Source organism: Opitutus sp. GAS368 (genome assembly GCF_900104925.1).
Lineage (GTDB): Bacteria > Verrucomicrobiota > Verrucomicrobiia > Opitutales > Opitutaceae > Lacunisphaera.
The window spans coordinates 452735-477704 of sequence record NZ_LT629735.1 but is presented as its reverse complement, the minus strand read 5'-3'; the positions used below and the strand labels follow the sequence as shown (position 1 = coordinate 477704).

The following is a 24970-nucleotide window of genomic DNA, read 5'->3' as shown; positions in this document are numbered from 1 at the left end:
GCGGCTTTTTTTGTGCGGTGTTGAGCCTTAAGGTGGAACCCGGCCTCCGGACGGGTTTTCAGGAGCACACTCAAGCATCCAAGGCCACACTTCATCGTGCGTGCACAGATTCTTCCGGACCGGATTCAGCCGGAGATAAGCTGCCTTCTCCTCTAGCTCATCCCGGCGGCGTATCCGATGGTCGAAATAATTTCCCTGCCAGTGAATGCCCAGGTGCTTGGCTTGATATCCTTTCCAAGCGGCGATGATCGTGCCCATGTCCTTATCGTAAGGGAAGGTCAGGAGCGCGTGAAGATGATCGGGCATCAGCAGGAACAGGCGGCAGTTCCAGCGGCAACGCTCATGATAAAATCGAACGGAATCGAGCAAAGCGGAGCCTATCTTGGGATCGGTGAGGGGCAGAGTTTGACCTAGGTCCACGCTGATGCGGATATGATAAGTCGCACCAGTCTCTACCCAGGCGGGAGTTTGATGGGCGAGGCGGCCAGGATAGCTGGGCATCACGTTTTTTAACCCGTCCGGAGGCCGGGTTCCACCTTCCGAAGCGCCTTGTTCAAGGCGCACAAAAAAGCCGCGCCTCGCGGCGCGGCTTCGAGCGTGGACGGCAGATCGCTTACTTCAGCGCGGCGAGGTAGTTCTTCTCGGCGGCGTCCCAGTCGATCACGTTCCAGAAGGCCGTGATGTAGTCCGGGCGGCGGTTCTGGTAGTTGAGGTAGTAGGCGTGCTCCCAGACGTCGAGGCCGAGGATGGGCTTGCCTTCGATGCCGGCGACGGCCTTGCCCATGAGCGGGCTGTCCTGGTTGGCGGTCGAGCCGACGGCGAGCTTGCCGCCGTTGACGGTGAGCCAGGCCCAGCCGGAGCCGAAGCGCGTGGCGCCGGCCTTGGCGAAGTCTTCCTTGAACTTGGCGAAGCCGCCGAGCTCGGCGTCGATCGCCGCGGCGAGCTTGCCCTTGGGGGCGCCGCCCTTGCCCGGGCCCATGATGGTCCAGAAGAAGGAGTGGTTGCTGTGGCCGCCGGCGTTGTTGCGCACGCCGCCGCGGATGGCCTCGGGCACCTTGGACAGGTCGGCGATCAGGGCGTTGACGTCGAGCGCGGCGAGGGCCGCGTGATCCTTGAGCAGGTTGTTGGCGTTGGTGATGTAGGCCTGGTGATGCTTGCCGTGATGGATCTCCATCGTCTTCGCATCGATGTGGGGCTCGAGGGCGTTGGGGGCGTAGGGCAGTTTGGGAAGTTCGTATGCCATGATCGTGGTGGGTTGGATGAGAGGCGCTAAGGTTGCATGGGTGCTCCGCCGCGTCAACTGCCTGTCATGTCATTGTGTGACGGGATCGTCTGGAGGGTCGGCCTCCCGGCCGACCGCGGCCGGTCAGGAGACCGGCCCTCCAATTCAGTCCTCGCGCCGTTTCAGTTGGAAGTAGGCGCGGAGCAGCTCGAGGCAGGGTTTTTCCAGCACGCCGCGGGTGAGAACCAGGTGGTGGTTGACCTGGGGCAGGGCGTTGAGGTCGGTGGCGCCACCGAGGCAGCCCATCTTCGGGTCGGGCACGGCGTAGACGACGCGCTTCACGCGCGACATCAGCGTGGCGCCGGAACACATCGGACAGGGCTCCTTGGTGACGTAGAGCGTGGCCTCGTTGAGCCGCCAGTCGCCGATGGCCTTGGCCGCCTGGCCGAGCGCGAGGATCTCGGCATGCGCCGTGGGATCCTTGCTGCTGTCGCGCTGGTTGTGAGCGGCCGCGATGATTTCGCCGCCCAGCTCGATCACGGCGCCGATCGGCACCTCGTCCTGCTTCCACGCTTCGATGGCCTGATTGTAGGCCAGCCACATGTAAAAGTCGTCGTCCCGCTGCAGTTGCGACGGGAAGACCTTTTCAAACGGGCAGGGAAGGGTGGCGCGCGGGGAATCCATGGCGGTCGCGGAAAGCCTTGACTACGGAGTGATTTCCCCAGTTACAAGGGGCTTTTATCAGCCCTTCCTGCATGACCCAAACCAGCCAGCCCTCCTCCTCCAACCATGTCTGACGGCAAAGCGATCGAAGTTGAAGGCAGGATCACCACGGTGCTCCCCGGCACGATGTTCCGGGTGCAACTGACCAACGGCCACACCGTGCTGGCGCACATCTCGGGCAAGCTCCGCAAGCATTTCATCAAGATCGCCGCCGGCGACATGGTGAAGATGGAGATGAGTCCCTACGACCTCGACAAGGCGCGCATCACCTACCGCATCCGCGAGCAGAACGCCCCGCCGCCGGGCCCGCGCCGGCCGCGCCGCTACTGACGCGGTTTTTGTGGTAGGAGCCTGTTTACAGGCGATCTCGAGCGGTCGCTTGCAAGCAAGCTCCTACAGTTGCAGCGTTCTGCCGATATGAAAAAAGGGCGCGTTGATAAGATAGGAAAACTCATCGAGCTGGCGCCTTTGGATTTTCGTGACGGGATCGAGTCCTATCTGAGCAATCTTTCCCTTGAGCGCGGGTTGTCGGGCAACACCGCGGAGGCCTATTGCCGCGATTTAGTCCAGGCCGCATTGGCCCTGAAGAAGCAGGGCGCGGCGAACTGGCGCAAGGTGACCACGAAGCACCTCACCGCGTGGTTGCACGCGCTCAGCGACCAGGGACTCGCGGCGCCCAGTCAGGCGCGCAAGCTCACGGCGATCCGCATGCTTTACCGGCACCTTGTCACGGAACGGATCTGCGACGACAACCCGACGCTGCTGCTCGCCGGTCCGAAGATCCGCCGCAAGCTGCCGCAGACCCTCTCGACCGGCGAAATACAAAAGCTCCTCGCCGGCCCGACCGGCGCCGATGCCTACGCCATTCGCGACCGGGCGATGCTGGAGCTGGTTTACTCGAGTGGCCTGCGCGCGAGCGAAATCTGCGGGCTTACATTGCAGCAGGTGGATCTCGAGCACGGCTTTGTCCGGGTCTTCGGCAAGGGCTCCAAGGAACGCGTCGTGCCGCTGGGCGACAAGGCCCGTGACGCCGTGCAGATCTACCTCGGCTCCGCCCGCCCGCGCCTGGTGAAGCTGCGCACCGGCAGCGAGCTCTTCATCACCGAGCGGGGCAAGGCAATGTCCCGGAAAACCCTCTGGGTCATGGTCAAGACAGCTGCGGCGCGGGCGGGAATCGAGAAAAGCGTGAAGCCCCACTTGTTGCGCCATTCCTTCGCCACGCACCTGCTGGGCGGCGGGGCGGACCTCCGCGCCATCCAGGAGATGCTCGGCCACGCGAGCATCGGCACCACACAGATTTACACGGCCGTGGAATCGTCGCGCCTGCTGGACCAGCACGCCAAGCATCACCCGCGCAACAAACTGAAGGGCAAATAGCCGGTCCGGAGCATTGAACGGCATAACCGGATTGGTCGCGCTCCGGTCTTGGCAGCGGGCGATCGGGTGGGCTATATTCCGGCCATGTTACCACGATTCCTGTGCCTCATCCTGGCGGCCTTGGCGCTGTCTGCCTCCGCCGCTGACACCACGCCGGCTCGGAAGCGGGTCCTGGTCTTCTCCAAATCATCCGGCTTCGAGCACGAGGCCATCAAGTCCGTCCTGAAGGACGGCCGCCCCGGCTATGCATTCCCGGTCCTCGACGAGCTCGGTCGGAAGAACAACATCGAGTTCATCTTCTCCAAGGATGGCTGGCGCTTTACGCCGGAATACCTCGCGCAGTTCGACGCCTTCCTTTTCTACACGACCGGCGACCTCACCGTGCCCAAAAGCGATCCGCGGGGCGACGGTCTGCCGCCCATGACCCCGGCGGGCAAGGCGGCGCTCCTTGCAGCCGTGGCCGGCGGCAAGGGGTTTCTCGGCGTGCACAGCGCCACGGACACCTTCCATAGCGCCGGCCGCAACGACCACGTGCCCGAACGCTTCCTCGACGACGGCGCCGCGGCCGACGATTTCGTGAAGATGCTCGGCGGCGAATTCATCCGCCACGGCAAGCAGCAGGTGTCGAAGCTCACGGTGGCCGACCCGAAGTTTCCCGGCATGGCGGCGGTGCCCGCCGGCTATGCTCCGTTGGAGGAGTGGTATTCGCTGAAAAACTTCGCGCCCGACCTGCACGTCCTGCTCGTCCAGGAGACGGCGGGCATGACGGGCGACGAATACCAGCGCCCGCCCTATCCTTCGACCTGGGTCCGGATGCACGGCAAGGGCCGCGTATTCTACACCAACCTGGGCCACCGCGAGGACATCTGGACCGGCCCGGTCTTCCAAGCCGTGCTCACCGGTGCGCTCAACTGGGCGCTGGGCCGCGTGGACGCCGACGTGACGCCGAATCTCGCCACCGCCGCGCCCGGCGCCAACCGGCTGCCGGTCTACGTGCCGCCGGCACCCGCGCCTGCGGGAAAATAAGTCTCGGGCCCGGGCTTGTCTGGGCGGGTCGGACTGCTAGGTTCGCGCCATGAACGAAGTCCAGCTCCACATCGAGAACGTCCGCCAGGCCGCGGCCAAGATCACCGCCGCGCTTGGCAACCTGAAGCCGAAGATCGCCATCATCCTGGGCTCCGGCCTGGGCGGGCTGGCCAAGCAGGTGGAAGCGCCGGTGATCCTGGCCTACAAGGATCTCCCGGGCTTCCCGGTGCTGACGGTCGCGGGCCACGCCGGCCAGCTGATCATCGGCAAACTGAACGACGTGCCGGTGATCGTGCTGAACGGCCGCAAGCATTTCTACGAGACCGGCGACGCCTATCCGCTGAAGACGATGATCCGCGCCATGAAGGCCGCCGGGGTCGAGACGCTCTTCCTCTCCAACGCCGCCGGCAGCCTGCGCGCCCCCATCAAGGTCAGCGAACTCATGCTGATCACCGACCATATCAACTTCCTCGGTCTCAACCCGCTGGTCGGCCCGAACGACGACAGCTTTGGCCCGCGCTTCTTCCCCGTGGCTGACGCGTGGGACAAGGAGCTCGGCGCGAAGGTGAAGGCCGTCGCCCGGCAGAACGGCATCACGCTGCACGAGGGCGTCTATGTGGCGTTCCGCGGGCCGTCGTTCGAGACCCCGGCGGAGATCCGCATGGCGCAAGGGTGGGGCGGCGACGCCGTGGGCATGTCGAGCGTGCCCGACTGCCTCATCGCCCGCCATTGCGGCATGAAGGTCGTCGGCGTGTCCTGCATCACCAACATGGGCGCGGGCCTTTCCGATGAAAAACTCTCGCACGCTCACACCCTGGAGAACGCCGCCAAGGGGGCCGGGGCGTTCGAACGGCTGGTCTTGGCCGCCGTGAAGGTGCTCTGAACGGTCGTCGGCCTTAGCGCCGGTCCTCGAGTGCGAGGCGGACGGCCAGCGTGCCGAGCACGCCGCCCATGAGCCAGCGTTGCGTGCGCAGCCACCGCGGCCGCGTGGCAAAAAAGGCGGCGACCGTGCCGGCGGTCAGCACGATGCCAAAATTTACCGTGAAGCTGATGATCATCTGCGTCACCCCGAGCAGCAGGCTTTGCAGGAACACGTGGCCGTTTTCCGGATGAACGAACTGCGGCAGGATCGACAGATAGAGCATCGCGGCCTTGGGATTCAGCGCATTCGTGAGGAAGCCCATGCGGAAAAGCTTGGCGGGCGGGTCGGGTTCGAGCTGGCGCGGGGCGAAGGGGGAAGTGCCGCCCGGCTTCAACGCCTGCCAGGCCAGCCAGAGCAGGTAGGCGGCGCCGGCGTATTTGAGCGCGGAGTAGGCGAAGGGCACGGCCACAAAGACCGCCGTCAGGCCGACCGACGCGCAAAAGAGATGGAGCAGGAAGGCGGTCACCACGCCCAGCAGGGAGATGAACCCCGCCTTGCGCCCCTGGCAGATGGAGCGTGAGAGCAGATACATCATGTTGGGGCCGGGCGACAGCACCATGCCCAGCGCGGCGGCGGCGAAGAGGAGCCAGTCGTGGAGTGGAATCACGCCCGGAACGAAGCGGGGTTTTGCCGCGTCGGGCAAACGCGGAGTCGGGCCCAACCGGCACAGCGCCGCGGATTTTGCCCGGGCGGCTGCGGCGGACCGCGAAAGCTGGTGCGCTGACCCCAACGCGCTTCAGGATGTTCGCTCGCAAACCAGCGTGTTGGGGTCAACCCGCTCCACCCTCAAGCTGCCTGACTCGGGCTCAAATCTGCGAATACGGCTTGGGCGCGAGGAAACGGGACGTGTTCCGCGAGGTGTTGTCGGCGTAGCGCGGGTCGTTCTTCATGCTGGTCCAGCGCGGATCGGAACCGAATTTTTTCCAGCCGACGAGATGGGTGGCGAGGTCAGGACCGCTCGTGATGTAGCGCAGGTGCGGCAGGTCGGGGCCGGCCAGCGCCTGGCCGTAGAACACCGGGTTCATGCCGAGGTCCTTCATCAGGGGAATCTCGCCGTCGTTGAACATGGTCATCTTGCTCAGGGCCTTCAGCTCGCTGTGGCTTTCGTAGTCGCGCATCTCAAAGACCCGGGTCGGCACGCGGTCGCGGGAGAAGGCGGGCAACTCGAGCCGGGGCATGCCGGCGAAGGCCAGCAGCAGCCACGAATCGATACGCTCGAAGGCGGGGGCCGCCTTGGGCGCCTGCAGGTAGGCGGCACCGGCCGCCTGGACCGCCGGGTCGGCGTTCAGCGTGGCGCTGACCTGCACAAAGGAGTCGAGCGTGGCATGCGGAATCAGCACCCAGACGGGCGAGCCGGGCTTCGGCGTGGAGGTGGCGGTGTCCTTGTTGATGTCGAGCTCGGTGAAGACGCCGGTGTTCTTGACGCCCAGCTTGTCCAGTGCGGGCAACAACGCGCCCTCCAGGTAGGCATCGAGCAGGGTGGGGTTGGCGTCGGCCTTGAGCCGGGTGTCGGCCTTCAGGCGGTAGCAGCGCAGCTCGTAGTATTCGCGGCCGGGGGACTTGGGTGTCTCGGCGGAGAGTCGCGTCGCGAACGCGGCAGTAGCGGTGGCGGCGAGAGTGCCTTTCAGGAAATCACGGCGGGGTAGATTCATGGGGTTATTCGGGTTTGGTTTTGATCCAATGGGGATCGCGGCGGCAGTCGAGAACGGCTTTTACGCGGGCCAGTTCGTTATCGACGGAGTAGTAGATTGCAAAAGGGAAAGTCCTGACCAGCAGGCGATGGGAACCGAAGACTTGGCGGTGAATGCCGGCGTGGTGGACGAGTGAGTCGATGTCGGCGAAGAGCGAGTCGAGGAAGTAGTCGCCGAGTCCGGGTTGTTGCTTCTCATAGAAGGCAAACCCCAAGGCCAGATCCGCGATGGCGGACGGGAGGATTTCGACTTTCACCGCTGCGGTTTGCGCAGTTCTTTTTTGGCCGCTTCCCAGTCTATGTAGGTTTCCTTGCCTTCTTCGACGCGTTGCTCGCGCTGGCGGAGAACATCGCCGTGCCAGGCCGGCGATTCGAACTTTTCGGCATTCCGGCTCAGGTCCTGCCACAGCGCTTCCATGGCGCTCAGTTTCTCGGCTGTGGTCATGCGATCAAGGGGGAGAGATGCGTTCATGGGAGTTGGCCCGCTGAACAGCACGCTAGCCAAACCTCTCCGGTGGGCAAGCCCGGGTTACTATGGCGCCAGCGCCGGAACGGGCTGCTGCGGTTCCCGGCCGGGCCAGAAGGACAGGTTGCCCGTCATGATATAGGTGACCATGGCGGCCATGATGAAGACCGCCGCCACCCAGAAGAACGGGCTGTGGTGCATCCGCTTCCAGCGCGGGCCGTGCGGGGGATGTTGGGAACCGGCAGCGCCGCCGCCGTCCGGCTGAAATTTGGGATCATTCATGCGGGTGTAAGGACAGCCGTTGCCAGCCGAGGTCGCCGGTTATTTGGCTTTTCCCATGGGGCGTCCTCGCCCGCCGGACAGGGCGGCATCCTATGGCCCGCGCGGCTTTAACTCGAGGATGCGGCCGATCTTGTCGATGAGAGCGGCCGCATTGAATGGCTTCATCAAGGTGTCGCTCGCCCCGAGGGAAGCGAGTTGCGGAATAACGGCATGGTCGGCGGGCGAGGTGAGCATGAGCACCGGGATCGTTTGAAGCTCGGGGCTGGCTTTCAACCGGCTGAGCATTTCCACCCCGTTCATGACTGGCATGCTGATGTCGAGAAGGATGAGATCCGGCCGGGCCCGCTCAATGGCGAAGAAGGCGTTGAAGCCGTTGGCGGCTTCATTTGTCTCACAGTCGAATTTACCAAGAGCATCTCCCACCAGCAGGCGCAGGGCCTTCGAATCATCAACGGTGAGAATGGTGGGGCGCATCAGTGGATAAAATGAGAACAGGGCGCCCAGTTCCTTCGCGGCGCTGGCAAAAATCAGGCAGGGCAGCGCTGAAAGGGTCACCCCACCCAGGTGCGTGCATTGTAGAACATTTGCATCCAAGGACTATCTTCCGGCCAATCAGCCGGAGCCCAACTCATACAAGCCGAGCGGTGGACGCGTTCGGGGTGGGGCATGATGATCGTGACGCGGCCGGTGGTCGTCGTCAGGGCCGTCATGCCGAAGGGGGAGCCGTTGGGATTGAGCGGGTAGTGCTCCGTGACGTTGTGGCGGTTATCGACGAAGCGGGCGGCGACGAGGCCGGAGTTGCTGAAGACCTGCGCAGCGTGGGCGTCCTTGAACTCGGCATAGCCTTCGCCGTGGGCGACGGCGATGGGAATGACGGAGCCTTCCATGCCCGAGAAGAACAGGCTGGGGCTCTGCTCGAGCTTCACGCAGACGGAGCGGCCCTCGTAGCGTTCGGACTGGTTCTGCACGAAGCGCGGCCAGAGGTCGGCGCCGGGGATGATGGACTTCAGGTTGCTCATCATCTGGCAGCCGTTGCACACCCCGAGGCCGAAGGCGTCCTCGCGGGCGAAGAAGGCCTTGAACTCCGTCCGGGCGCGGTCGTTGAAGAGGGCGCTCTTCGCCCAGCCCTCGCCGGCGCCGAGCACGTCGCCGTAGCTGAAGCCGCCGCAGGCCGCGACGCCGCGGAAATCCTTCAGGCTGACCCGGCCGCTGAGGATGTCGGTCATGTGGACGTCCACGGCCTTGAAGCCGGCACGGGTGAACGCCGCCGCCATCTCCACCTCGCCGTTGACGCCCTGCTCTCTCAAAATCGCCACGGAGGGGCGATTTTTCGAAGTGACAAGTGACAAGTGGGAAGTGCCAAGGGACGAGTCCGATCCTTGGGACTTGTTACTTGCTACTTGATCCTTGCCGTAGGCGAACGTGATCTTCGGGGTCATGCCCGGGTCGGTCTTGTCGAGTCGGAGCGCATGCTCCTGGTCGGCGGCGCCCGGGTTGTCGCGCATGCGGGCGATGCGGTGGGTGACGTCGGACCACCAGCCACGCATCGTGACGAGGCTCTCGTTGAACAGCTCCTTGCCCGACTGCTTCACACGGAGAGCGTAATGGGAATTCAGCGTGCCGAGGCGGGAGACGCAGGCCTTGAGGCCGTTCTCGCGCAGGGCCAGGTAGACATCGTCGAAGTCCGCCTCGCGGATCTGGATGACGGCGCCGAGCTCCTCGTTGAAGAGGGCGGCGAACGGGTCGTGCAGGTGCGGAATCTCGATGTCCACGCCGGTGTGGCCGGCGAAGGCCATCTCGGTGACTGTGGCCAGCAGGCCGCCGTCGGAGCGGTCGTGGTAGGCGAGAATTTTGCCGGCACGGCCGAGCTGCTGGATGACCTTCCAGAAATTCTTCAGGTCGGCGGGATTGTCCACGTCGGGCGTGGCCTGGCCCATCTGGGAGACGGTTTGTGCCAGGATCGATCCGCCGAGGCGGTTCTTGGAGCGACCCAAATCAATCAACAAGAGGACCGTATCCCCAATAGGTCCGGAAATTTCACAGGAGGTAACTGAGGAAACAGAGGAGGAGCCAAGGTCTTGGGATTTCTCCGTTTGCTCCGTTGCCTCCTGTGCAATTGGATCGTATTTCAGCTGCGGGGTCAGCGTGAGGCGGATATCGGCGACAGACGCGAAGGCCGAGACGATGAGCGAGATCGGGGCGGTAATGCGCTTCTGGTCCGGGCCGTCGTGCCAAACGGTGGACATGCTCATCGAGTCCTTGCCAACCGGGATGGTGATACCGAGCGCAGGGCAGAGTTCCAGGCCCACGGCCTGCACGGCCGCGTAAAGGTCGGCGGCGTCGCCCGGGACGGCGGGCGCGGCCATCCAGTTGGCCGAGAGGTTAACCTTGCCGAGGTCGCCGATCTGGGCGGACGCGAGATTCGTGAGCGCCTCGCCGACGGCGAGGCGGGCGGAGGCCGCGGCGTTGTTGATGGCGACCGGAGTGCGCTCGCCCATGGCCATGGCCTCGCCGGTGTAGACGTCGTAGCTCGCGGCGGTGACGGCGCAGTCGGCGACGGGCACCTGCCACGGGCCGACCATCTGGTCGCGGGCGATCAGGCCGCCCAGCGAGCGGTCGCCGATGGCGATGAGGAAGGTCTTGTCGGCCACGGCCGGGTGCGAGAGCACGCGCCGGGCCGCCTCGAGGATCGTGACGCTGCGCAGGTCGAGCGGGTATTGCGGGCGCGACAGGGAGGTTTCCTTGCGGTGCATGCGCGGCGGTTTGCCGAGCAGGACCTCGAGCGGCATGTCGATGGGGGTGGTGGCGGACTGGGGATCCTTGACGACGAGCTTCTTCTCCTCGGTGGCCTCGCCGACGATGGCGAACGGCGCTCGCTCGCGCTCGCAGAGCTCCTTGAACAGGGCGAGGCGGTCCATCGGGACGGCAAGGACGTAGCGCTCCTGCGACTCGTTGCACCAAATCTCCAGCGGGGACATGCTCGGCTCGTCGTTGGGCAGCGAGCGCAGGTCGAACCTGCCGCCGCGGCCGCCGTCGTTGACGAGTTCGGGCAGGGCGTTGGAGACGCCGCCGGCGCCGACGTCGTGGATGAAGGAAATGGGATTGTCCGGACCGAGCGCCCAGCAGCGGTCGATGACCTCCTGGCAGCGGCGTTCCATTTCCGCGTTATCGCGCTGGACGCTGGCGAAATCGAGGTCCTCGCTGCCGTGGCCGCTGGCCATGGAGCTGGCCGCGCCGCCGCCGAGGCCGATGAGCATGGCCGGCCCGCCGAGGACGATGAGGCGGTCGCCGGGGTTGATCCGGCCTTTCTGGACGTGCTCGCCCTTGATGTTGCCGAGGCCGCCGGCGAGCATGATGGGCTTGTGGTAGCCTCTCAACTCCGTCGAGGAAACCTGAGACCTGAAACCTGAAACCTGAGGGTCCGGAACCGCCGAGGGGACCTCGGCCTCGAAGGTGCGGAAGTAGCCGTTGATGGCGGGGCGGCCGAACTCGTTGTTGAACGCGGCGCCGCCGAGCGGGCCCTCGAGCATGATGTCGAGGGCGGAGACGATGCGGTTGGGTTTGCCGTGATCCTTTTCCCAGGGCTGCACGGCGCCGGGCAGGCGAAGGTTGGAGACGGTGAAGCCGACGAGGCCGACCTTGGGCTTGGCCCCGCGGCCCGTGGCACCTTCGTCGCGGATCTCGCCGCCTGAGCCGGTGGCGGCGCCGGGGTAGGGCGAGATGGCGGTCGGGTGGTTGTGCGTCTCGACCTTGCAGAGCAGGTGGATGTCCTCGTCGTGCGCGGCGTATTCGTGGGTGCGCGGGTCGGAGTAGAAACGGCCGCCGCGGGTGCCGGTGAGGACGGCGGCGTTGTCCTTGTAGGCGGAGAGAATGCCTTCGTGGTGCAGCTCGTAGGTATTCTTGATCATCTGGAACAGCGACTTGGGCATGGCCGCGCCGTCGATTTCCCAGGTGGCATTGAAGATCTTGTGGCGGCAATGCTCGGAGTTGGCCTGCGCGAACATCATCAGCTCGACGTCGCTCGGGTCGCGCCCGAGCCGGGTGAACGCTGCGAGCAGGTAGTCGATCTCGTCCTCTGCGAGGGCCAGGCCGAGGTCGAGGTTGGCGCTGACCAGGGCGGCGCGGCCGAGCTGGTGCACCGGCAGGGTCTTCAGCTGGCGGGCCGGTTCGTGTTCGAACAGCAGCTCGCAGGCGGCCAGGTCGCCGAAGACAACCTGGGTCATGCGGTCGTGGAGCCGCGCCCCGAGGACGTGCAGCTGGCCGGAATCGAGACTGGTGAGGGGGAAGGGCAGGGCGGTGCCGCCGACATCCACCGTGTAGGCGATGACGCGCTCGATGCGCTTGATGGCGTCCAGCCCGCAGATGTGCGCGATGTCGGTGGCCTTGGAAGCCCAGGGGGAGATCGTGCCGGGGCGCGGGGCGACAATCTGCACGACGCCGTGGAGACGGGCGACCTCGCGGGTCGGGCCATAGGTGAGCAGCTTGTCCAGGAGGCTGCGCTCGGCCGCGGTCAGCTCGCGGGCCAGGTCCACGACGTGCACAAACTCGGCGGCGAGGGCGACCGCGGGGATACCGGCCGAGGTGAGGTCTTGGAGGAGCTTCGCGAGGCGGAAGGAGGAGAGGGCAGGTGAGCCGCGGAGGATCAGCATGGTCTGAATGGGGATACTCGCAAACCAGCCCGGCGCGTCAAGAAGGCGAAGGGAAAGACCGCAGGAATTAACCCGGGGATGACACGGATGAACGCGATGCAAGCAGACATTATGACCGCAAAAAGGCGCAAAAAGCGTTTAGTGGTGCAGACGATACTGTTCCGAGCACCTATCGGCGCCTTGTGCGCTGCATGCGCCCCGGGTTTTTTGCGACTTTTTGCGGCTAAAAAATGCCTTGGGGTCGGGGTATGATGGAGAAAGCCGTTGACGAATCCGGGGAGCTGGGCCCATTAAACATCTTTAATGCCGTGACTCGCCAGAATCACCCATCGCCCACCACCAAATCATCGGCCGGGCGTAGTGTGTTTGCCGAGGTTTCGCTTCGCGAGAACCACGGACAAACACCGGGCAGCCAGCTCAGCCGCAGCGAAGGCTGCGCGACTGATCCCGGGCTGACAGCAGCCAGCAACAGGAAGGCCGCAACGGTGAGCGGCGATTGGAGGAAGCAGGCATGAGCGAGTTTCTCACCCACGAATGCGGCATTGCCCTGGTCCGGCTGAAAAAGCCGCTGGCCTACTACCAGGAGAAATACGGCACGCCGCTCTGGGGCTTCCACCAGCTGTTCCTGCTGATGGAGAAGCAGCACAACCGCGGCCAGGACGGCGCGGGCGTAGCCTGCGTGAAGTTCGACGTCCCGGCTGGCGAGCCCTACATGTTTCGCGAGCGCAACGTCGACACCAACCCGCTCGACAAGATCTTCCAGGCCCTCTTGACCCGCTACAACGGGCTGGTCGGCGACGGTGCCATCCACCCGGAATTCCCCGACACGGCGAAGAAGAAGTTCGATTTCTGCGGCGAGCTCTACCTCGGCCACCTGCGCTACGGCACCTCCGGCGGCTACAACCTGAGCGCCTGCCACCCGTTCTTCCGCCGCAGCTCGTGGCCGACCCGCAACCTGATGCTCGCGGGCAACTTCAACCTGACCAACACCGGCGAGCTCAACGACAGCCTCATCGCCATCGGCCAGCACCCCATCTTCGCCACCGACACCCAGGCCATCCTCGAGCGGATCGGCTTCTGCCTCGATGACGAGCACGAGCGCCTCTACCGCGCCCTGCGCGGCGAAAGCCTGCCCGGCGCCGAGATCTCCCGCCGCATCAACGAGGAGATCGACCCCGCCCGTGTGCTCCGCACGGCCTCGGCCAACTGGGACGGCGGCTACTCGCTCGTCGGCGTGTTGGGCAACGGCGACGCCTTCGTCGCGCGCGACCCGTCGGGCATCCGCCCCTGCCACTGGTTCGAGAACGACGAGGTCGTGGCCTTCGCCTCCGAGCGCGCGCCGCTTTGCACGGTGTTCGGCCTCGACGCCACCGAGGTCCGCGAGGTCGAGCCCGGCTGCGCCGTGATCATGAAGAAGGGCGGCCGCGTGGCCACCGAACGCATCAAGCCCGCGCTGCCGAAGACGCAGTGCGCCTTCGAGCGCATCTATTTTTCGCGCGGCAACGACGCCGACATCTACCGCGAGCGCAAGGCCCTCGGGGCCGGCCTGGCCGGCCAGATCTGGAAGTCCATCGGAGGCGATCTGGCCAACTCCGTCTTCAGCTTCATCCCCAACACCGCCGAGGTGGCCTACTTCGGCCTGATGAGCGAGTTGCGCTTCCGCCGTCGCGCCGAGGTCAAGCAGACCCTGCTCGACGCCGCCCGCGCCGGCAAAATCGACGAGGCGCTGGTGGACGACCTGATCCTCAACAACTGGCCGCGGGGCGAGAAACTCGTCACGAAGGACGTCAAGATGCGGACCTTCATCAGCCAGGAGAAGTCCCGCAACAACCTCGCTTCGCACGTCTACGACGTCACCTACGGCGTCGTGCAGCCGGCGGACAGCCTCGTCTGCGTCGACGACTCGATCGTGCGCGGCACGACGCTGCGCCGCTCGATCCTGCGTATCCTGAAGCGGCTCAACCCGAAGAAGATCATCATCGCCTCGACGGCGCCGCAGATCCGCTATCCCGACTGCTACGGCATCGACATGTCGGAGATCGGCAAGTTCATCGCCTTCGAGGCGGCCATCGCCCTGCTCAAGGAACGCGGGCAGAGTGCGCTCATCGAGGAGGTCTACTGCCTCTGCCGCGAAGAGCTGAAGAACCCGGGGCCCGAGCCGGTCAACCATGTGCGCAAGATCTACGAGCCGTTCACCGCCGAGGAGATTTCGCAGCGCATCACGCAGCTGGTCTCGCCGAAGCCCAACGGCTGGAAGGGTGGGATCGAGATCATTTTCCAGTCGATCGAGAACCTGCACAATGCGCTGCCCCACCACACCGGCGACTGGTATTTCACCGGCAAATACCCGACGCCCGGTGGCTACCGCGTCGTGAACCAGGCCTACGTGAATTACTTCGAGAAGGCGGAAGGCCGGAGCTATTAACCCCGCGGATTACGCCGATGAACGCGGATAGAAAACATATCTCCGATACCTGTCATTCTGAGCGTAGCGAAGAATCCAGCAGGGTATGCGCTCGCGGGAATCCTGCTGGATCCTTCACTTCGTTCAGGATGACAATCCTGGTGTATCCGCGGGTGTCTGCGTAATCCGCGGAGATTCTTCCTCATGTCTCTCTCCTACGAAAGTTCCGGTGTCCGCTACGATCAGCTCGATGCCTTCAAGCGGGCCTGCCAGCAGGCCGCGCGCGGCACGGCCGGCGAGCTCGCGGCCCACGGCTATGCCGAGCCGGCAACGACCCGCGGCGAGAGCGCCTACCTGATCGAGGGCAAGGATCACTTCCTGGCGCACGTCGAGGAAGGCCTCGGCACCAAGAACCTCGTGGCCGACGCCGTCTACGTCGCCAGCGGGAAGAATTTCTACCGGGAGATCGCCATCGATACGGTCGCGACCATCGTCAACGACCTTATCACCTGCGGTGCGCGGCCGATTTCCGTGGCGATGCACGCGGCGGTGGGCGACTCGGGTTGGTTCTCCGACGCGGCGCGCATGCAGGCGCTGGTGGACGGCTGGGCCGAGGGCTGCCACCAGGCCGGCGCGGTCTGGGGTGGCGGCGAGACGCCGACGCTCAAGGGCATCGTCAATCCCGCCACCATCGTCCTGGCGGGTTCCGCCATCGGCAAGATCGAGCCGAAGTCCCAGCGCATTACCGGCGACGTGCAAGACGGGGACACCATCATCTTTCTCGCTTCGACGGGGGTGCAGACCAACGGCCTCAGTCTTTGCCGGCTCATCGCGGACAAGCTGCCGCAGGGCTACGCGACGCCGGTCGGGCATGGCGACAACCGCACCTACGGCGAGGCGTTGCTCGCGGCTTCGGCCATCTACGTGGATTTCGTGGTCAAGTGCCAGCAGGCCGGCGTGAAGCTCAACTACGTGGCGCACGTGACCGGCCACGGCTGGCGCAAGCTGATGCGGCTCGAGGAACCTTTTGTCTATGAGATCACCGAGCCGCGTGCGATTCCGGCGCTGTTCAAGTTCCTGATGGAGGCCGGCCCGATCGAGCTGCGCGAGGCCTACGCAACCTTCAACATGGGCGTCGGTTTCGCCGCCTACGTGGCCCCGTCGGCCGTCGAGACCACGCTCGCCGCCGCCAAGGCCGCGGGTCACGAGGCCTGGGTGGCAGGCAAGGTGAAGAAGCAGGGCGGCCGCAAGGCGGTCACGATCCCGTCGCTCGGCTTGGGCTACGAAGCGGACACGCTGCAGGTGCGGTGAATTTCCGAACCGTAGGAGGGGCTTTATGCCCCGATGGGAATGATGCCGCGTTCGGAATCGGGGCGTAAAGCCCCTCCTACAGCGCAGAAAAATACAATTACCCGCCGAAGCACTCGAGGTATTTCACCCCGGCGCCGGTGTTGAAGAGGACGACGGATTCATCGGGGCCGACGGTCTTCGTGGCGAGCAGGTGCTTGAGCGCGGCGTAGGTGGCGGCGCCCTCGGGCGCGACGAACAGGCCCTCCGCCGCGCCGACCTCGCGCACACCGGCGATCATCTCTTCATCGGTGACGGCCACCGCGCCGCCGCCGGACTTCCGCAGAATGTCGAGCATGATGAAGTCGCCGATGGCCTTGGGCACCCGCAGGCCGGAGGCCTTGGTCGAGGCGCCGATATGCTCGGCGGCGAATTTCTCGCCGGCCGAGAAGGCGCGGACGATGGGCTGGCAGCCGCTGGCCTGGACGCTGAACATCCGCGGGCGCTTCGGCCCGATCCAGCCGAGGCGTTCCATCTCGTCAAAGGCCTTCCACATGCCGACGAGGCCGGTGCCGCCGCCCGTCGGGTAAAGCACGACGTCGGGCAGAGTCCAGTCGAGCTGCTCGGCCAGTTCGTAGCCGAGGGTCTTCTTGCCCTCGACGCGGTAGGGTTCCTTGAGGGTGGAGACGTCGAACCAGCCCTCGGCGGCCTTGCGCTTCGCGACCTCGGCACCGCAGTCGGTGATGAGACCGTTGATCAGCGTGACGTGCGCGCCCAGCTCGCGGCATTCGATGACGTTCGCCCTGGGCGTGTCGGCCGGCATGAAGATGTGCGCTTCGATGCCAGCCCGGGCGGCGTAGGCGGCGAGGGCGCCGCCGGCATTGCCGGCGGAGGGAGCGGCGAGTTTTTTCAGGCCGAACTGCTTCGCCATCGAGACGGCGGTGCTCATGCCGCGCGCCTTGAAGCTCTGGGTCGGGTTGAGCGACTCGTCCTTGATGAAGAGCTTCGCGAGACCGTGTTTCGCTGCGAGTCGCGGAGCGGACAGCAGAGGGGTCAGGCCTTCGCCCAGCGTGACGATGTCAGCGTCGGAACGCACCGGCAGCACCTCGCGGTAGCGCCAGAGGGATTTCACGCGGGCGGCGAGGGCGGCCTTGGTCAGGGTGCGTCCGGCGGCGGCGAGGTCGTATTGCGGGTAGAGCGGCTTGCCGCAGGCGGTGCAGACGTTCTGGGGGACGGAGGCGTCGTGCTCCTGGGCGCAGGCGGTGCAGGCGAGGTGGGTGAGATGCACGACGGAGAGCAGAACACGCTTTGGCCGCCGGATGCAGGCACAAAAAAGCCGGCCCGTGGGGGGCCGGCTTGGAAAAAGCGAGGAAGCTTATCAGCCCGAGCGGCTGACCGTCGAGGGATCGATCGGCTGCGGCGTGGTAGTGGGCGGCGGCGTGGTCGGAGGCGGTGTGGTGGGCGGCGGCGTGGTCGGAGCGGGAGTTGTCCCGGTGGCTTGGTTGACCTGAGTTGTCGTTGTCTGCTGCTGCGTCGCGGTCGTGTTCGCCTGCGAGGCAGTCGATTGGGCCGTTGTGGCGGTTGTGGCCGCGGTGGACTGAACATTGCTGCTGTTGGCCACATTGGTCACGGCATTGACATTGCTGCCAGTCGTGGTGGCGACCGCAGCAGCGACCGAAGCGACCGAAGTGTTGGAAGCCTGGGCGACAGAAGCCGCCACGGTGGCCTGAGCATTCACACTCACGCCGCCTGGGGTTGAATTCGCCAGGGAAGTTGCCACCGCCGAGGCAATCGCGTTCGCCGAGGCTGGCACGGTCGCCGCAACGGAAGCCGCAATATTTGCGGCCGCTTGGACGCCAGCGGTGCCGCCTCCGTTGGAGGTCGAAGCCGCCGTGGTGACAGATGAGGCGATTGCGGCCGCTTGCGTCGGGGCAACGGCCGCCGTGGAAGCGGCAATTTGTGCCGCAGCGGCGGGGGCCGCCGTGGTGGCCGTGGAGGCGATGGCCGCGGCTTGAGACGGCGCACCCGTTGTAGCAGCTGCCGCGATAGTCGAGGCGGCAGCAGATACGCTGGCGGCCGTGGCGCCGGGGGCCGCGGCCGCCGTCTGCACGGCGGCTTGGACGACCGCGGTGGTCTGGGCCGGCGCATTGGCGGCGGCGGTCTGGATTACCGCCGATGTGGCGTTGGGGACGGAAGCCACGGTCGTCTGAACGACGGCCGACAATTCTGATTTGGCGGTGGCGGGATCAACATTAAAAGCCCCGGGATTGTTTGCGACGACGGCCACGGCGGCGGTGGCGATGGTCACGGCGTGTTCGACGACCGCCTGCTGGGCGGCGGAGAGTGCCGATACCGGTTGCGCGCCGCCACCGTTGGCAGAAAGCGAGACCTGACCGGCGGAAATCGTTACCGGGATCTGACCAGGTGCGGAGATTGAAACCGAGCCCGTTCCGGTCACGACGGTGTAATTCACACCGGCAACATTGACTGTGAATACGGTGCCGCGAGCCGCCGCAACCCCCTTCGGGGTGCGCACGCCGTAATCGTTGATGGCTCTCTTTTTGGGATCAAGAGACGAGACCAGGTTACCCGACTTGAGGTTCAACAGCGCACTCTGCTTCGTAATCGTCTCGCCATCCTGGTTGATCGACAGTTTCTCCAGTTCGACGTTGGTGTTGGGCTTGATGGTGGCGACGGCGCCGCCCATCGGCTGGATATACACCTCAGTGCCCGCGCCAGTAATGACGGTGGCACCTTCCGGGAGTTCTTCGTCGAGCTTTAGCGACCGCGGGGTCGACTCGCCTGGCATCAGGACTTGCGCGTTATCACCGGTGATTTTCAGCACCTTTGCCTGCGTCTTTGTCTCAGCCGCCAAGGCCTTGGAGCTACCAAGCGCGAGAAAGGCTGCGATAATGAGGAAAGTAGTTATTTTTTTCATGTTATTTGCTGCGTTAGTGCGAGTCATTAGCAAATAGAGTGCCGAACCCATTGTTCAAGCAGTTATTCATATTGCTGTAAAATCTCCCGAGGATTGCGGCTATGGCATGAGCCGAGGCTGCTATTTTTCCTTCATGACATAGACCCCGTCCCAGTCTGCCGCGGGAGGGTGGGCCGCGTAATGGGCGGTGATGTCGAGGAATACGAGAGAGGGGTTGGAGGACACGCCAGGCGTCTGGCCGGGCAGGTTGGGCTCCAAGGCCGCACTGCGCCGGAACAGGGTCTCCGCCCCCGCCCAGTCGCGCTCATAGTAGCGGGCCAGTCCCTGGCTGAAGAGGGCGAGGCACTCGTGGGTGGTCGGCGTCACGTGCTCCTTCAGCCCGACAATCTCATGGATGGGCACCGCCTGGGCACGGCCCTTGACCACGATCCGGCCGAGCGGGCGGAAGACCACCCGGTCGCCGCCGTGCTGCTCGCAGGCCGCCTTGGTCGCCTCGCTGCACATGGTGTAGGCGCCCCAGCTCTTGGCGCCGGATTCCATGCGCGCGGCGAGGTTCACGTCGTCGCTGGTCATGGTGTAGCTGAACCGGGTGCGGCTGCCCATGTTGCCGACCACGGCGACCCCGGAGTTGAGGCCGATGCGCGAGCGCATCTGACGCACGGTCAGCGGCCATGTCTCGCCTTGGGCGGCCCAGCGCTGGCGCAGGTCCTCCAGCGCACGCTGCACCCGCAGCGCGGTCACGCAGGCGCGGTAGGCGTGGTCGGGCAGGGCGATGGGTGCGCCGAACATCGCCACGACGGCGTCGCCGATGTATTTGTCGAGCGTGCCGCCCTCCTCCTGGATGATGTCGGTGCAGACGGTGAGGTATTCGTTCAGCAGCTCGACCAGGCGCGCCGCCGAGAGTTTTTCCGAGAAGGTCGAGTAACCCTGGATATCGCTGAAATACGCGGTGATTTCCTCCTGGTGTCCGCCCAGCTCCGGCATCTGGCCGCTCTTCACCATCCGGTCCACCAGCTGCGGGGAAAGGTAGGCGCCGAACATGCCCTTGATGGCCTGCCGACCGCGCTGCTCCTCCAGGATGCGGCGGCCGATGACGATGAACTGCAGTGCGGCGAAACCCGCCAGGGGCGGCACGAGCGGCACCTGCCAGTTGCCCCACACCCACGCCCAGACGGCAGCCGACGTGTAGCTGACGATCCCCAGCACGGCGCCGCCGCAAAGCACGATGACAGACCTGTCGGCCATCACCGCCAGCCCGAGCCAGCCCAGCAGCAGGGCGAGGGACCAGACCAGGGCGGGCGGCACCGGGCGAACGTAGTCCTCGTTGAGGATGTTGTTCACGATGTTGGCGTGCACGAGCACGAGTGGGGAATAGGCATTGCGCTGGGTCGGGCCGGCGTCGGCCTTGCCGGTGACAGTCTGGCCGACGAACACGATCTTGCCGGCGATGTTGGGCGGCTTCGCGGCGTTGGGAGTCTTGTCGACGTGGTAGGCTTGGATTTTCAGGAGCATTTCCCGGTAAGTGTGCGTCGGGAAATCAAAGCGCGTTCCGTCGGCTTCTTGGTCGAAGCGATAGTTGATCGTGTAACGTCCCGTGGCGGAGATAGGGATGCGGCGTTCGCCGCCCTCGACCGGCAGGTAGATGCCGTCACCGGGCCGCACGCGGACCTTCTCCGGCGGGATGTGGTAGAAGCACATCACGGTCTGCAGGGCGAGCGAGGGGAAGACCTGGCCGTCCAACCGGATCACCAGCGGCACCTCACGGATGACACCGTCCGTGGTGCGCGGCGCGTCGGCGAAACCATAGGGCGCGATAGCCTTCAATGCAGGGAAGGGCACGAGGGCGTGCCGGTCGCTGTAGAGCTGGCTGATGTCACCCTCGATGTGGGTGAGCGGGCGGGTTGGGCCCACCGGAGGCGATTCGTATTCGGGCGGGTCAGAACTGGTCACCGCCGCGGTGACGACCTGCACACCCGAGTCAACGGCCGCTTTTGTGTCGCGGCCCATGGCGGCGTCACCCTCGCCCTCGCGCCGGGCGTCAAGGATGACGTCCCACGAAATGACGGCGGGCTTTTCCACGGCGAGGAACTTGTTGAAGTTACCGTGCCATGCCCGGTCGGGCGGCCAGGGCGTCAGGTTGGCGTCGGTGTCATCCTCAAAGAGCACGATGACGAGGCGCGGATCGGGCGGCGGCTGGGAGTAGGCGCGGAACTGGGTGCGCCAGTCCAAGGTGTGCCATTCGGCCTGCTGCACGACGCCCAGATAGTGATCCGCGAGCCACGCCAGGCCGAAACACACCAACGGCGCCCACCAGATCTGGCGGAAGGTCTTGCGGGCGTGGCTCAACATCGCGGCGGCATCATGGCGAGGGCGGCGCGCCCGAGCCAAGCGATTTCTGGCCCGGGTGAGGTGGAACGCGTTGACCCCAACGCGTTTTGAGGGCCAAGCGCGCTGGGGTCAGCGCGCTTGGCCTTATTTCGAGTTCAGCGCTGGCGCCAGCTGCCGCGCGACAGGCCGCCGAACTTGCGCGGGGCGGGCTGACCGCCACCACCGCCGTGACCCTGACCCGGCTGGGCCGGGCGCGGGGCCTGACCCTGACCTTGCGGACGGGGTGGCTGCGGCGCGTGGCCTTGCGACTGACGTGGCTGGCCGCCGCTGTGACCACCACCATGGCCGCCGCGATTGTGCTGCTGCTGGGCGCGGCGGGGATCGACGTAGCGCGGACCGGCGGACGCACCGATGGTCGGGGCGGAGTGGTAATCGAAACCATCGAGCTTCAGCTGCGGCACTTTCTGGCCGATGAAACGCTCGATGTCGCGGATCTCGCCGGCCTGGTCGGGCGTGGTCAGCGTGAAGGCGTCGCCGACGGCGGCGGCGCGGCCGGTGCGACCGATGCGATGGACGTAATCCTCGGGGTTGGCCGGGATGTCGTAGTTGATGACGTGCGAGACGCCGGCGACATCGATGCCGCGGGCGGCGATGTCGGTGGCGACCATCACCTCGTATTTGCCGGACTTGAAGCCCTCGAGGGCCTCGACGCGCTGCGACTGCGAGCGGTTGGCGTGGAGGACGGCGACGGAGTGGTTGGCGGACTTGAGCTTGCGGGCGATCTTGTCGGCGCCGTGCTTGGTGCGCGAGAAGATGAGGCAGCTGTGAAAATCCGTCTTCTCGAGCAACGCGGTGAGCAGGTCGAACTTCTTGAGCTGCGAGACCGGGTAGAACGCGTGGGTGACGGACTTGTTGACCGTGCGGGCGACGCCAATCTCGACGCGCGCTGGGTTGCGCAGGGCGAAGCGGGCGACTTCCTCGATCTCGGGCGGCACGGTGGCGGAGAAGAACAGCGTCTGGCGCTCACGCGGGCACATCCCGATGATCTTCTTCACGTCCTTGACGAAGCCCATGTCGAGCATGCGGTCGACCTCGTCGAGGATGAGGATCTTGAGGTTGTCGAGGCGGAGGGTCTTCTCCTGAAGGAAGTCCATCAGGCGGCCGGGCGTGGCGATGACGATGTCGGTGCCGGCCTGGATTTCGCTGCGCTGGCGGCCGTAGCCGACGCCGCCGTGGACGACGGTGGCACGGAGGTCGGTGAAGCGGCCGAAGTCGCGGAAGGCGGTCTCGACCTGGGCGGCCAGCTCGCGGGTGGGCTCGAGGACGAGCACGCGCGGGCCGCGGATCTCGTGCTTGCCGAGGCGGGCGAGGACGGGGAGGGCGAAGGCGGCGGTCTTGCCGGTGCCGGTCTGGGCCGAAGCGATCAGGTCGCCGCCACTGAGCACGACAGGGATGGCCCGCAGCTGGATGGGCGTCGGGTCAACGTAGCCCATGGCCTTGACACCGTTGATGAGGGCGGGCGGCAGCCCGAGCTTGGAAAATGGCATAGCGGGCCATTACCCCGGCAACCGGGGCACAAAGCGAGGCTAATCCTCGTCGACCCGGATGGGCAGGATGACGAACGGCATGTTGGCCAGGAAGAAGCGCCGCTGCAGGGTGAAAACGGTGTGGTTGTGCAGCCAGCGGGTGAGCCGCGTCTCGCGGGTGAACAGGAGCTGGCCGGCGAAAAAGACATGGTTGGGGTAGGCCTCCGCGGCCTGCCGGGCCAGGGCCAGGACCTCGCCGACCAGGTCGTGGCCGATGGTGGTGTAACTCTCGCTGCCGTAGCCGCGGGCCTTCGCCCATTTCACATAACGTGCGGCCTCCGCGGCGGTGTGGTGGCGCAGGGCCTCGATGTCGGCCGCACCCTTGAAATTACCGGCGTCCACCGCGCCCACCTGGACAAAGGCGTAGTTGCGGAACGTGTCGCCGAACATGCGGGGCACATGCAGCAGCGTGTGGAGCCCGAGGCCGTTGTAGCCGTTCACGAGGATGACGGCGGTGCGGGCCTTGGGGTTGGGCGGGGCGGCCAGCACGCGGATCTCGGGCACGTGCAGGTCGGCGGCCTCGACGATGGCGTCCAGCCGGCGCAGGTGCAGGCCGACGTTCAGGTAGTGGCGCCGCACTGCGTAGGCGGCGGCGATGAGCAGGCCGGTGATGACGATGGTGACCCAGCCGCCTTCGGTGAACTTCTCGAGGGTGAGGGAAATCAGGATGAAGAAAGTCAGCGCGAAACCGAAGCCGTTGATCGCGAGCTTGCGCTGCCAGCCGGGTTCCACCGCGCGCTCCTGCCACCAGTGGACCACCATGCCGAGCTGCGACAGCGAGAAGGTGATGAAGACGTTGATCGAGTAGAGCACGACCAGCAGGTCGACCGAGCCCTTGGTGAAGGCCATCATCACGAACGCCGCGGCGCCCATGAGCACCAGGCCGTTCTGGGTCACGAAGCGGTCGCTCAGGTTGGCGAAACGCGTCGGGAACCAGCGGTCGAGCGCCATGTTGGCCAGCACGCGCGGACCGTCGAGAAACCCGGTCTGGGCGGCGATCAGCAGCAGCGCGGCCTCGGAAGCCAGCGTGACCTTGACGAACCACCAGCCGGAGCGGTGGCCCCAGCCTCCGGTCATGGCCTCGAACAGCACCGCGTTGAGCGTCTTCCCCTCCGTGGGTTTGACGGCGTAAAGCAGATAGGCCAGCAGCAGGCCGGCGACGGTGACGGCCAGCGAGACGCCCATGTAGATCATGGTGCGGCGGCCGGTCTGCACCCGCGGCTCGCGCAGGATGGGCAGGCCGTTGCTGACGGCCTCGATTCCCGTGTAGGTGCCGGCACCCATGCTGTAGGCCTTGAGCAGCAGGGCCATCAGGCCGAACCAGCCGACGGATGCGCTGACCAGGTGGACTTCGCCGGCGGTGGCCGAGGCCACCTGCCCCAGGCCGCTGGCATGCGTGCTCAGGGCATAGATGATCGCAAAGGCGTGCGTGCCCACGAACAGGAAGAACACAGGCACCCAGAGCATGACGGACTCCTTCACGCCACGCAGGTTGATCAGCGTGAGGCCACCCACGCCGGCGAGCGAGAAGACGAGCTTCCAGGGCAGGTATTCCTGAGGCAGAATACTGAAGAGGGCGTCCGCGCCGCTCGCCACCGAGATGGTGATGGTGAGCACATAGTCGATGAGGAGGGCGCTGCCCGAGACGACGCCGGCGAACGGCGACAGCAGCTTGGTGGCGACGAGGTAGCCGCCGCCCCCGGTGGGAAACAGCGAGATGATCTGCGAGTAGCTCGCGCAGATCGCGATGATGGTCACAACCGAGGCCAGGGCGACGAACAACGCGAGGTGGGTATTGCCGCCCAGGGCCTTGAAAGTCTCCTCGGGGCCGTAGCAGGAGGACGAGAGCCCATCGGCACCGAGGCCCACCCATGCGAAAAGCGCGATGAGTGACACCTTGTGAAAAAGATCTTGGTCAGACAGCGACCGCGATTTGCCGAAAAAGAGGGTTTTGAGAGACATATGGCCGGGTGAAACAGATGCTGGGACGGGGTGGGATCCAGGGCGACGGATAAAGGAAAGCCAATGTTTATGCGCCAAGCATGCCAACCGGTCAGAACCCAGGCCAAG

Annotated in this window: 22 protein-coding genes; 7 read left to right on the top strand and 15 right to left on the bottom strand. The window is 65.5% G+C overall.

All coding sequences use genetic code 11. The annotated features are described in order from the left end of the window. Nucleotides 1–27: 27 nt before the first annotated feature. The 3 genes from BLU29_RS17800 to BLU29_RS02025 form a co-directional block, all read right to left on the bottom strand. A complete protein-coding gene (locus BLU29_RS17800) occupies nucleotides 28–501 on the bottom strand; it encodes a transposase (protein WP_157693560.1) in 474 nt (157 codons plus the stop codon). Between the two features lie 112 nt (nucleotides 502–613). Next, complete coding sequence (locus tag BLU29_RS02030) at nucleotides 614–1243, bottom strand: Fe-Mn family superoxide dismutase (protein WP_091054914.1); 630 nt, start codon at nucleotides 1241–1243, stop codon at nucleotides 614–616. Between the two features lie 144 nt (nucleotides 1244–1387). Then, nucleotides 1388–1906: a nucleoside deaminase gene (locus BLU29_RS02025; RefSeq protein WP_091054913.1), complete on the bottom strand. Its 519-nt coding sequence runs from the start codon at nucleotides 1904–1906 to the stop codon at nucleotides 1388–1390. Nucleotides 1907–2011: 105 nt separating this feature from the next. Here BLU29_RS02025 and infA point away from each other — a divergent pair, with 105 nt between their 5' ends. The 4 genes from infA (at nucleotide 2012) to BLU29_RS02005 (ending at nucleotide 5231) form a co-directional block, all read left to right on the top strand. Further along, the gene (gene infA / locus BLU29_RS02020; RefSeq protein ID WP_091054912.1) at nucleotides 2012–2275 is read left to right on the top strand and encodes a translation initiation factor IF-1; all 264 of its coding nucleotides are present in this window, start codon (nucleotides 2012–2014) and stop codon (nucleotides 2273–2275) included. A gap of 87 nt (nucleotides 2276–2362) precedes the next feature. Further along, complete coding sequence (gene xerD, locus BLU29_RS02015; RefSeq protein ID WP_091054911.1) at nucleotides 2363–3322, top strand: site-specific tyrosine recombinase XerD; 960 nt, start codon at nucleotides 2363–2365, stop codon at nucleotides 3320–3322. Between the two features lie 84 nt (nucleotides 3323–3406). Next, nucleotides 3407–4348 carry a ThuA domain-containing protein gene (locus tag BLU29_RS02010; RefSeq protein WP_091054910.1) on the top strand — a complete coding sequence of 314 codons (942 nt, stop codon included), beginning with the start codon at nucleotides 3407–3409 and terminating at the stop codon, nucleotides 4346–4348. 49 nt (nucleotides 4349–4397) lie between these two features. Further along, nucleotides 4398–5231, top strand: coding sequence for a purine-nucleoside phosphorylase (locus BLU29_RS02005; RefSeq protein WP_091054909.1), 834 nt, complete (start codon nucleotides 4398–4400; stop codon nucleotides 5229–5231). Nucleotides 5232–5244: 13 nt separating this feature from the next. Here the strand turns inward: BLU29_RS02005 and BLU29_RS02000 are convergent, their stop codons facing one another. The 7 genes from BLU29_RS02000 to purL form a co-directional block, all read right to left on the bottom strand. Then, complete coding sequence (locus BLU29_RS02000; RefSeq protein WP_091054908.1) at nucleotides 5245–5877, bottom strand: LysE family translocator; 633 nt, start codon at nucleotides 5875–5877, stop codon at nucleotides 5245–5247. A 199-nt stretch (nucleotides 5878–6076) separates the two neighbouring features. Then, on the bottom strand, nucleotides 6077–6922 hold the full coding sequence (locus tag BLU29_RS01995) for an NIPSNAP family protein (protein WP_091054907.1): 846 nt from the start codon (nucleotides 6920–6922) through the stop codon (nucleotides 6077–6079). Between the two features lie 4 nt (nucleotides 6923–6926). Continuing rightward, nucleotides 6927–7217 carry a hypothetical protein gene (locus tag BLU29_RS01990; RefSeq protein WP_091054906.1) on the bottom strand — a complete coding sequence of 97 codons (291 nt, stop codon included), beginning with the start codon at nucleotides 7215–7217 and terminating at the stop codon, nucleotides 6927–6929. Then, entirely contained in the window at nucleotides 7214–7432 is a 219-nt protein-coding gene (locus BLU29_RS01985) for an addiction module protein (protein WP_172830189.1), read from the bottom strand. Before BLU29_RS01985 ends, BLU29_RS01990 begins: the two co-directional genes overlap by 4 nt. Before the next feature lie 60 nt (nucleotides 7433–7492). Then, the gene (locus BLU29_RS01980; protein WP_091054904.1) at nucleotides 7493–7708 is read right to left on the bottom strand and encodes a hypothetical protein; all 216 of its coding nucleotides are present in this window, start codon (nucleotides 7706–7708) and stop codon (nucleotides 7493–7495) included. Between the two features lie 90 nt (nucleotides 7709–7798). Continuing rightward, the gene (locus BLU29_RS01975; protein WP_091054903.1) at nucleotides 7799–8263 is read right to left on the bottom strand and encodes a response regulator; all 465 of its coding nucleotides are present in this window, start codon (nucleotides 8261–8263) and stop codon (nucleotides 7799–7801) included. Next, nucleotides 8260–12357: a phosphoribosylformylglycinamidine synthase gene (gene purL, locus BLU29_RS01970; RefSeq protein WP_091054902.1), complete on the bottom strand. Its 4098-nt coding sequence runs from the start codon at nucleotides 12355–12357 to the stop codon at nucleotides 8260–8262. The genes BLU29_RS01975 and purL overlap by 4 nt, the downstream gene beginning before the upstream one ends. Before the next feature lie 248 nt (nucleotides 12358–12605). Here purL and BLU29_RS17795 point away from each other — a divergent pair, with 248 nt between their 5' ends. From BLU29_RS17795 to BLU29_RS01960, 3 genes are all read left to right on the top strand, one after another. Next, on the top strand, nucleotides 12606–12872 hold the full coding sequence (locus tag BLU29_RS17795; RefSeq protein ID WP_157693559.1) for a hypothetical protein: 267 nt from the start codon (nucleotides 12606–12608) through the stop codon (nucleotides 12870–12872). Then, a complete protein-coding gene (locus BLU29_RS01965) occupies nucleotides 12869–14782 on the top strand; it encodes an amidophosphoribosyltransferase (RefSeq protein ID WP_091054901.1) in 1914 nt (637 codons plus the stop codon). The genes BLU29_RS17795 and BLU29_RS01965 overlap by 4 nt, the downstream gene beginning before the upstream one ends. Before the next feature lie 183 nt (nucleotides 14783–14965). Further along, nucleotides 14966–16072, top strand: a complete 1107-nt coding sequence (locus BLU29_RS01960) for an AIR synthase related protein (protein WP_091054900.1) — start codon at nucleotides 14966–14968, stop codon at nucleotides 16070–16072. A gap of 97 nt (nucleotides 16073–16169) precedes the next feature. Here BLU29_RS01960 and BLU29_RS01955 read toward each other — a convergent pair whose 3' ends face one another. The 5 genes from BLU29_RS01955 to BLU29_RS01935 form a co-directional block, all read right to left on the bottom strand. Beyond that, complete coding sequence (locus tag BLU29_RS01955; RefSeq protein ID WP_197677749.1) at nucleotides 16170–17336, bottom strand: threonine synthase; 1167 nt, start codon at nucleotides 17334–17336, stop codon at nucleotides 16170–16172. Between the two features lie 90 nt (nucleotides 17337–17426). Continuing rightward, nucleotides 17427–18986: a FecR domain-containing protein gene (locus BLU29_RS01950; RefSeq protein ID WP_172830188.1), complete on the bottom strand. Its 1560-nt coding sequence runs from the start codon at nucleotides 18984–18986 to the stop codon at nucleotides 17427–17429. 120 nt (nucleotides 18987–19106) lie between these two features. After that, a complete protein-coding gene (locus BLU29_RS01945; protein WP_091054897.1) occupies nucleotides 19107–21335 on the bottom strand; it encodes an adenylate/guanylate cyclase domain-containing protein in 2229 nt (742 codons plus the stop codon). A gap of 134 nt (nucleotides 21336–21469) precedes the next feature. Next, nucleotides 21470–22861, bottom strand: a complete 1392-nt coding sequence (locus tag BLU29_RS01940) for a DEAD/DEAH box helicase (protein WP_172830187.1) — start codon at nucleotides 22859–22861, stop codon at nucleotides 21470–21472. A gap of 39 nt (nucleotides 22862–22900) precedes the next feature. Beyond that, a complete protein-coding gene (locus tag BLU29_RS01935; RefSeq protein WP_091054896.1) occupies nucleotides 22901–24862 on the bottom strand; it encodes an APC family permease in 1962 nt (653 codons plus the stop codon). Nucleotides 24863–24970 lie beyond the last annotated feature (108 nt).

What these genes read in the sequence shown, in the direction of transcription:
- BLU29_RS17800 (WP_157693560.1), bottom strand. Translation starts at nt 501, where the DNA reads ATGCCCAGCTATCCTGGCCGCCTCGCCCATCAAACTCCCGCCTGGGTA.
- BLU29_RS02030 (WP_091054914.1), bottom strand. Translation starts at nt 1,243, where the DNA reads ATGGCATACGAACTTCCCAAACTGCCCTACGCCCCCAACGCCCTCGAG.
- BLU29_RS02025 (WP_091054913.1), bottom strand. Translation starts at nt 1,906, where the DNA reads ATGGATTCCCCGCGCGCCACCCTTCCCTGCCCGTTTGAAAAGGTCTTC.
- infA (WP_091054912.1), top strand. Translation starts at nt 2,012, where the DNA reads ATGTCTGACGGCAAAGCGATCGAAGTTGAAGGCAGGATCACCACGGTG.
- xerD (WP_091054911.1), top strand. Translation starts at nt 2,363, where the DNA reads ATGAAAAAAGGGCGCGTTGATAAGATAGGAAAACTCATCGAGCTGGCG.
- BLU29_RS02010 (WP_091054910.1), top strand. Translation starts at nt 3,407, where the DNA reads ATGTTACCACGATTCCTGTGCCTCATCCTGGCGGCCTTGGCGCTGTCT.
- BLU29_RS02005 (WP_091054909.1), top strand. Translation starts at nt 4,398, where the DNA reads ATGAACGAAGTCCAGCTCCACATCGAGAACGTCCGCCAGGCCGCGGCC.
- BLU29_RS01995 (WP_091054907.1), bottom strand. Translation starts at nt 6,922, where the DNA reads ATGAATCTACCCCGCCGTGATTTCCTGAAAGGCACTCTCGCCGCCACC.
- BLU29_RS01985 (WP_172830189.1), bottom strand. Translation starts at nt 7,432, where the DNA reads ATGAACGCATCTCTCCCCCTTGATCGCATGACCACAGCCGAGAAACTG.
- BLU29_RS01980 (WP_091054904.1), bottom strand. Translation starts at nt 7,708, where the DNA reads ATGAATGATCCCAAATTTCAGCCGGACGGCGGCGGCGCTGCCGGTTCC.
- purL (WP_091054902.1), bottom strand. Translation starts at nt 12,357, where the DNA reads ATGCTGATCCTCCGCGGCTCACCTGCCCTCTCCTCCTTCCGCCTCGCG.
- BLU29_RS17795 (WP_157693559.1), top strand. Translation starts at nt 12,606, where the DNA reads ATGATGGAGAAAGCCGTTGACGAATCCGGGGAGCTGGGCCCATTAAAC.
- BLU29_RS01965 (WP_091054901.1), top strand. Translation starts at nt 12,869, where the DNA reads ATGAGCGAGTTTCTCACCCACGAATGCGGCATTGCCCTGGTCCGGCTG.
- BLU29_RS01960 (WP_091054900.1), top strand. Translation starts at nt 14,966, where the DNA reads ATGTCTCTCTCCTACGAAAGTTCCGGTGTCCGCTACGATCAGCTCGAT.
- BLU29_RS01950 (WP_172830188.1), bottom strand. Translation starts at nt 18,986, where the DNA reads ATGAAAAAAATAACTACTTTCCTCATTATCGCAGCCTTTCTCGCGCTT.
- BLU29_RS01945 (WP_091054897.1), bottom strand. Translation starts at nt 21,335, where the DNA reads ATGTTGAGCCACGCCCGCAAGACCTTCCGCCAGATCTGGTGGGCGCCG.
- BLU29_RS01940 (WP_172830187.1), bottom strand. Translation starts at nt 22,861, where the DNA reads ATGCCATTTTCCAAGCTCGGGCTGCCGCCCGCCCTCATCAACGGTGTC.
- BLU29_RS01935 (WP_091054896.1), bottom strand. Translation starts at nt 24,862, where the DNA reads ATGTCTCTCAAAACCCTCTTTTTCGGCAAATCGCGGTCGCTGTCTGAC.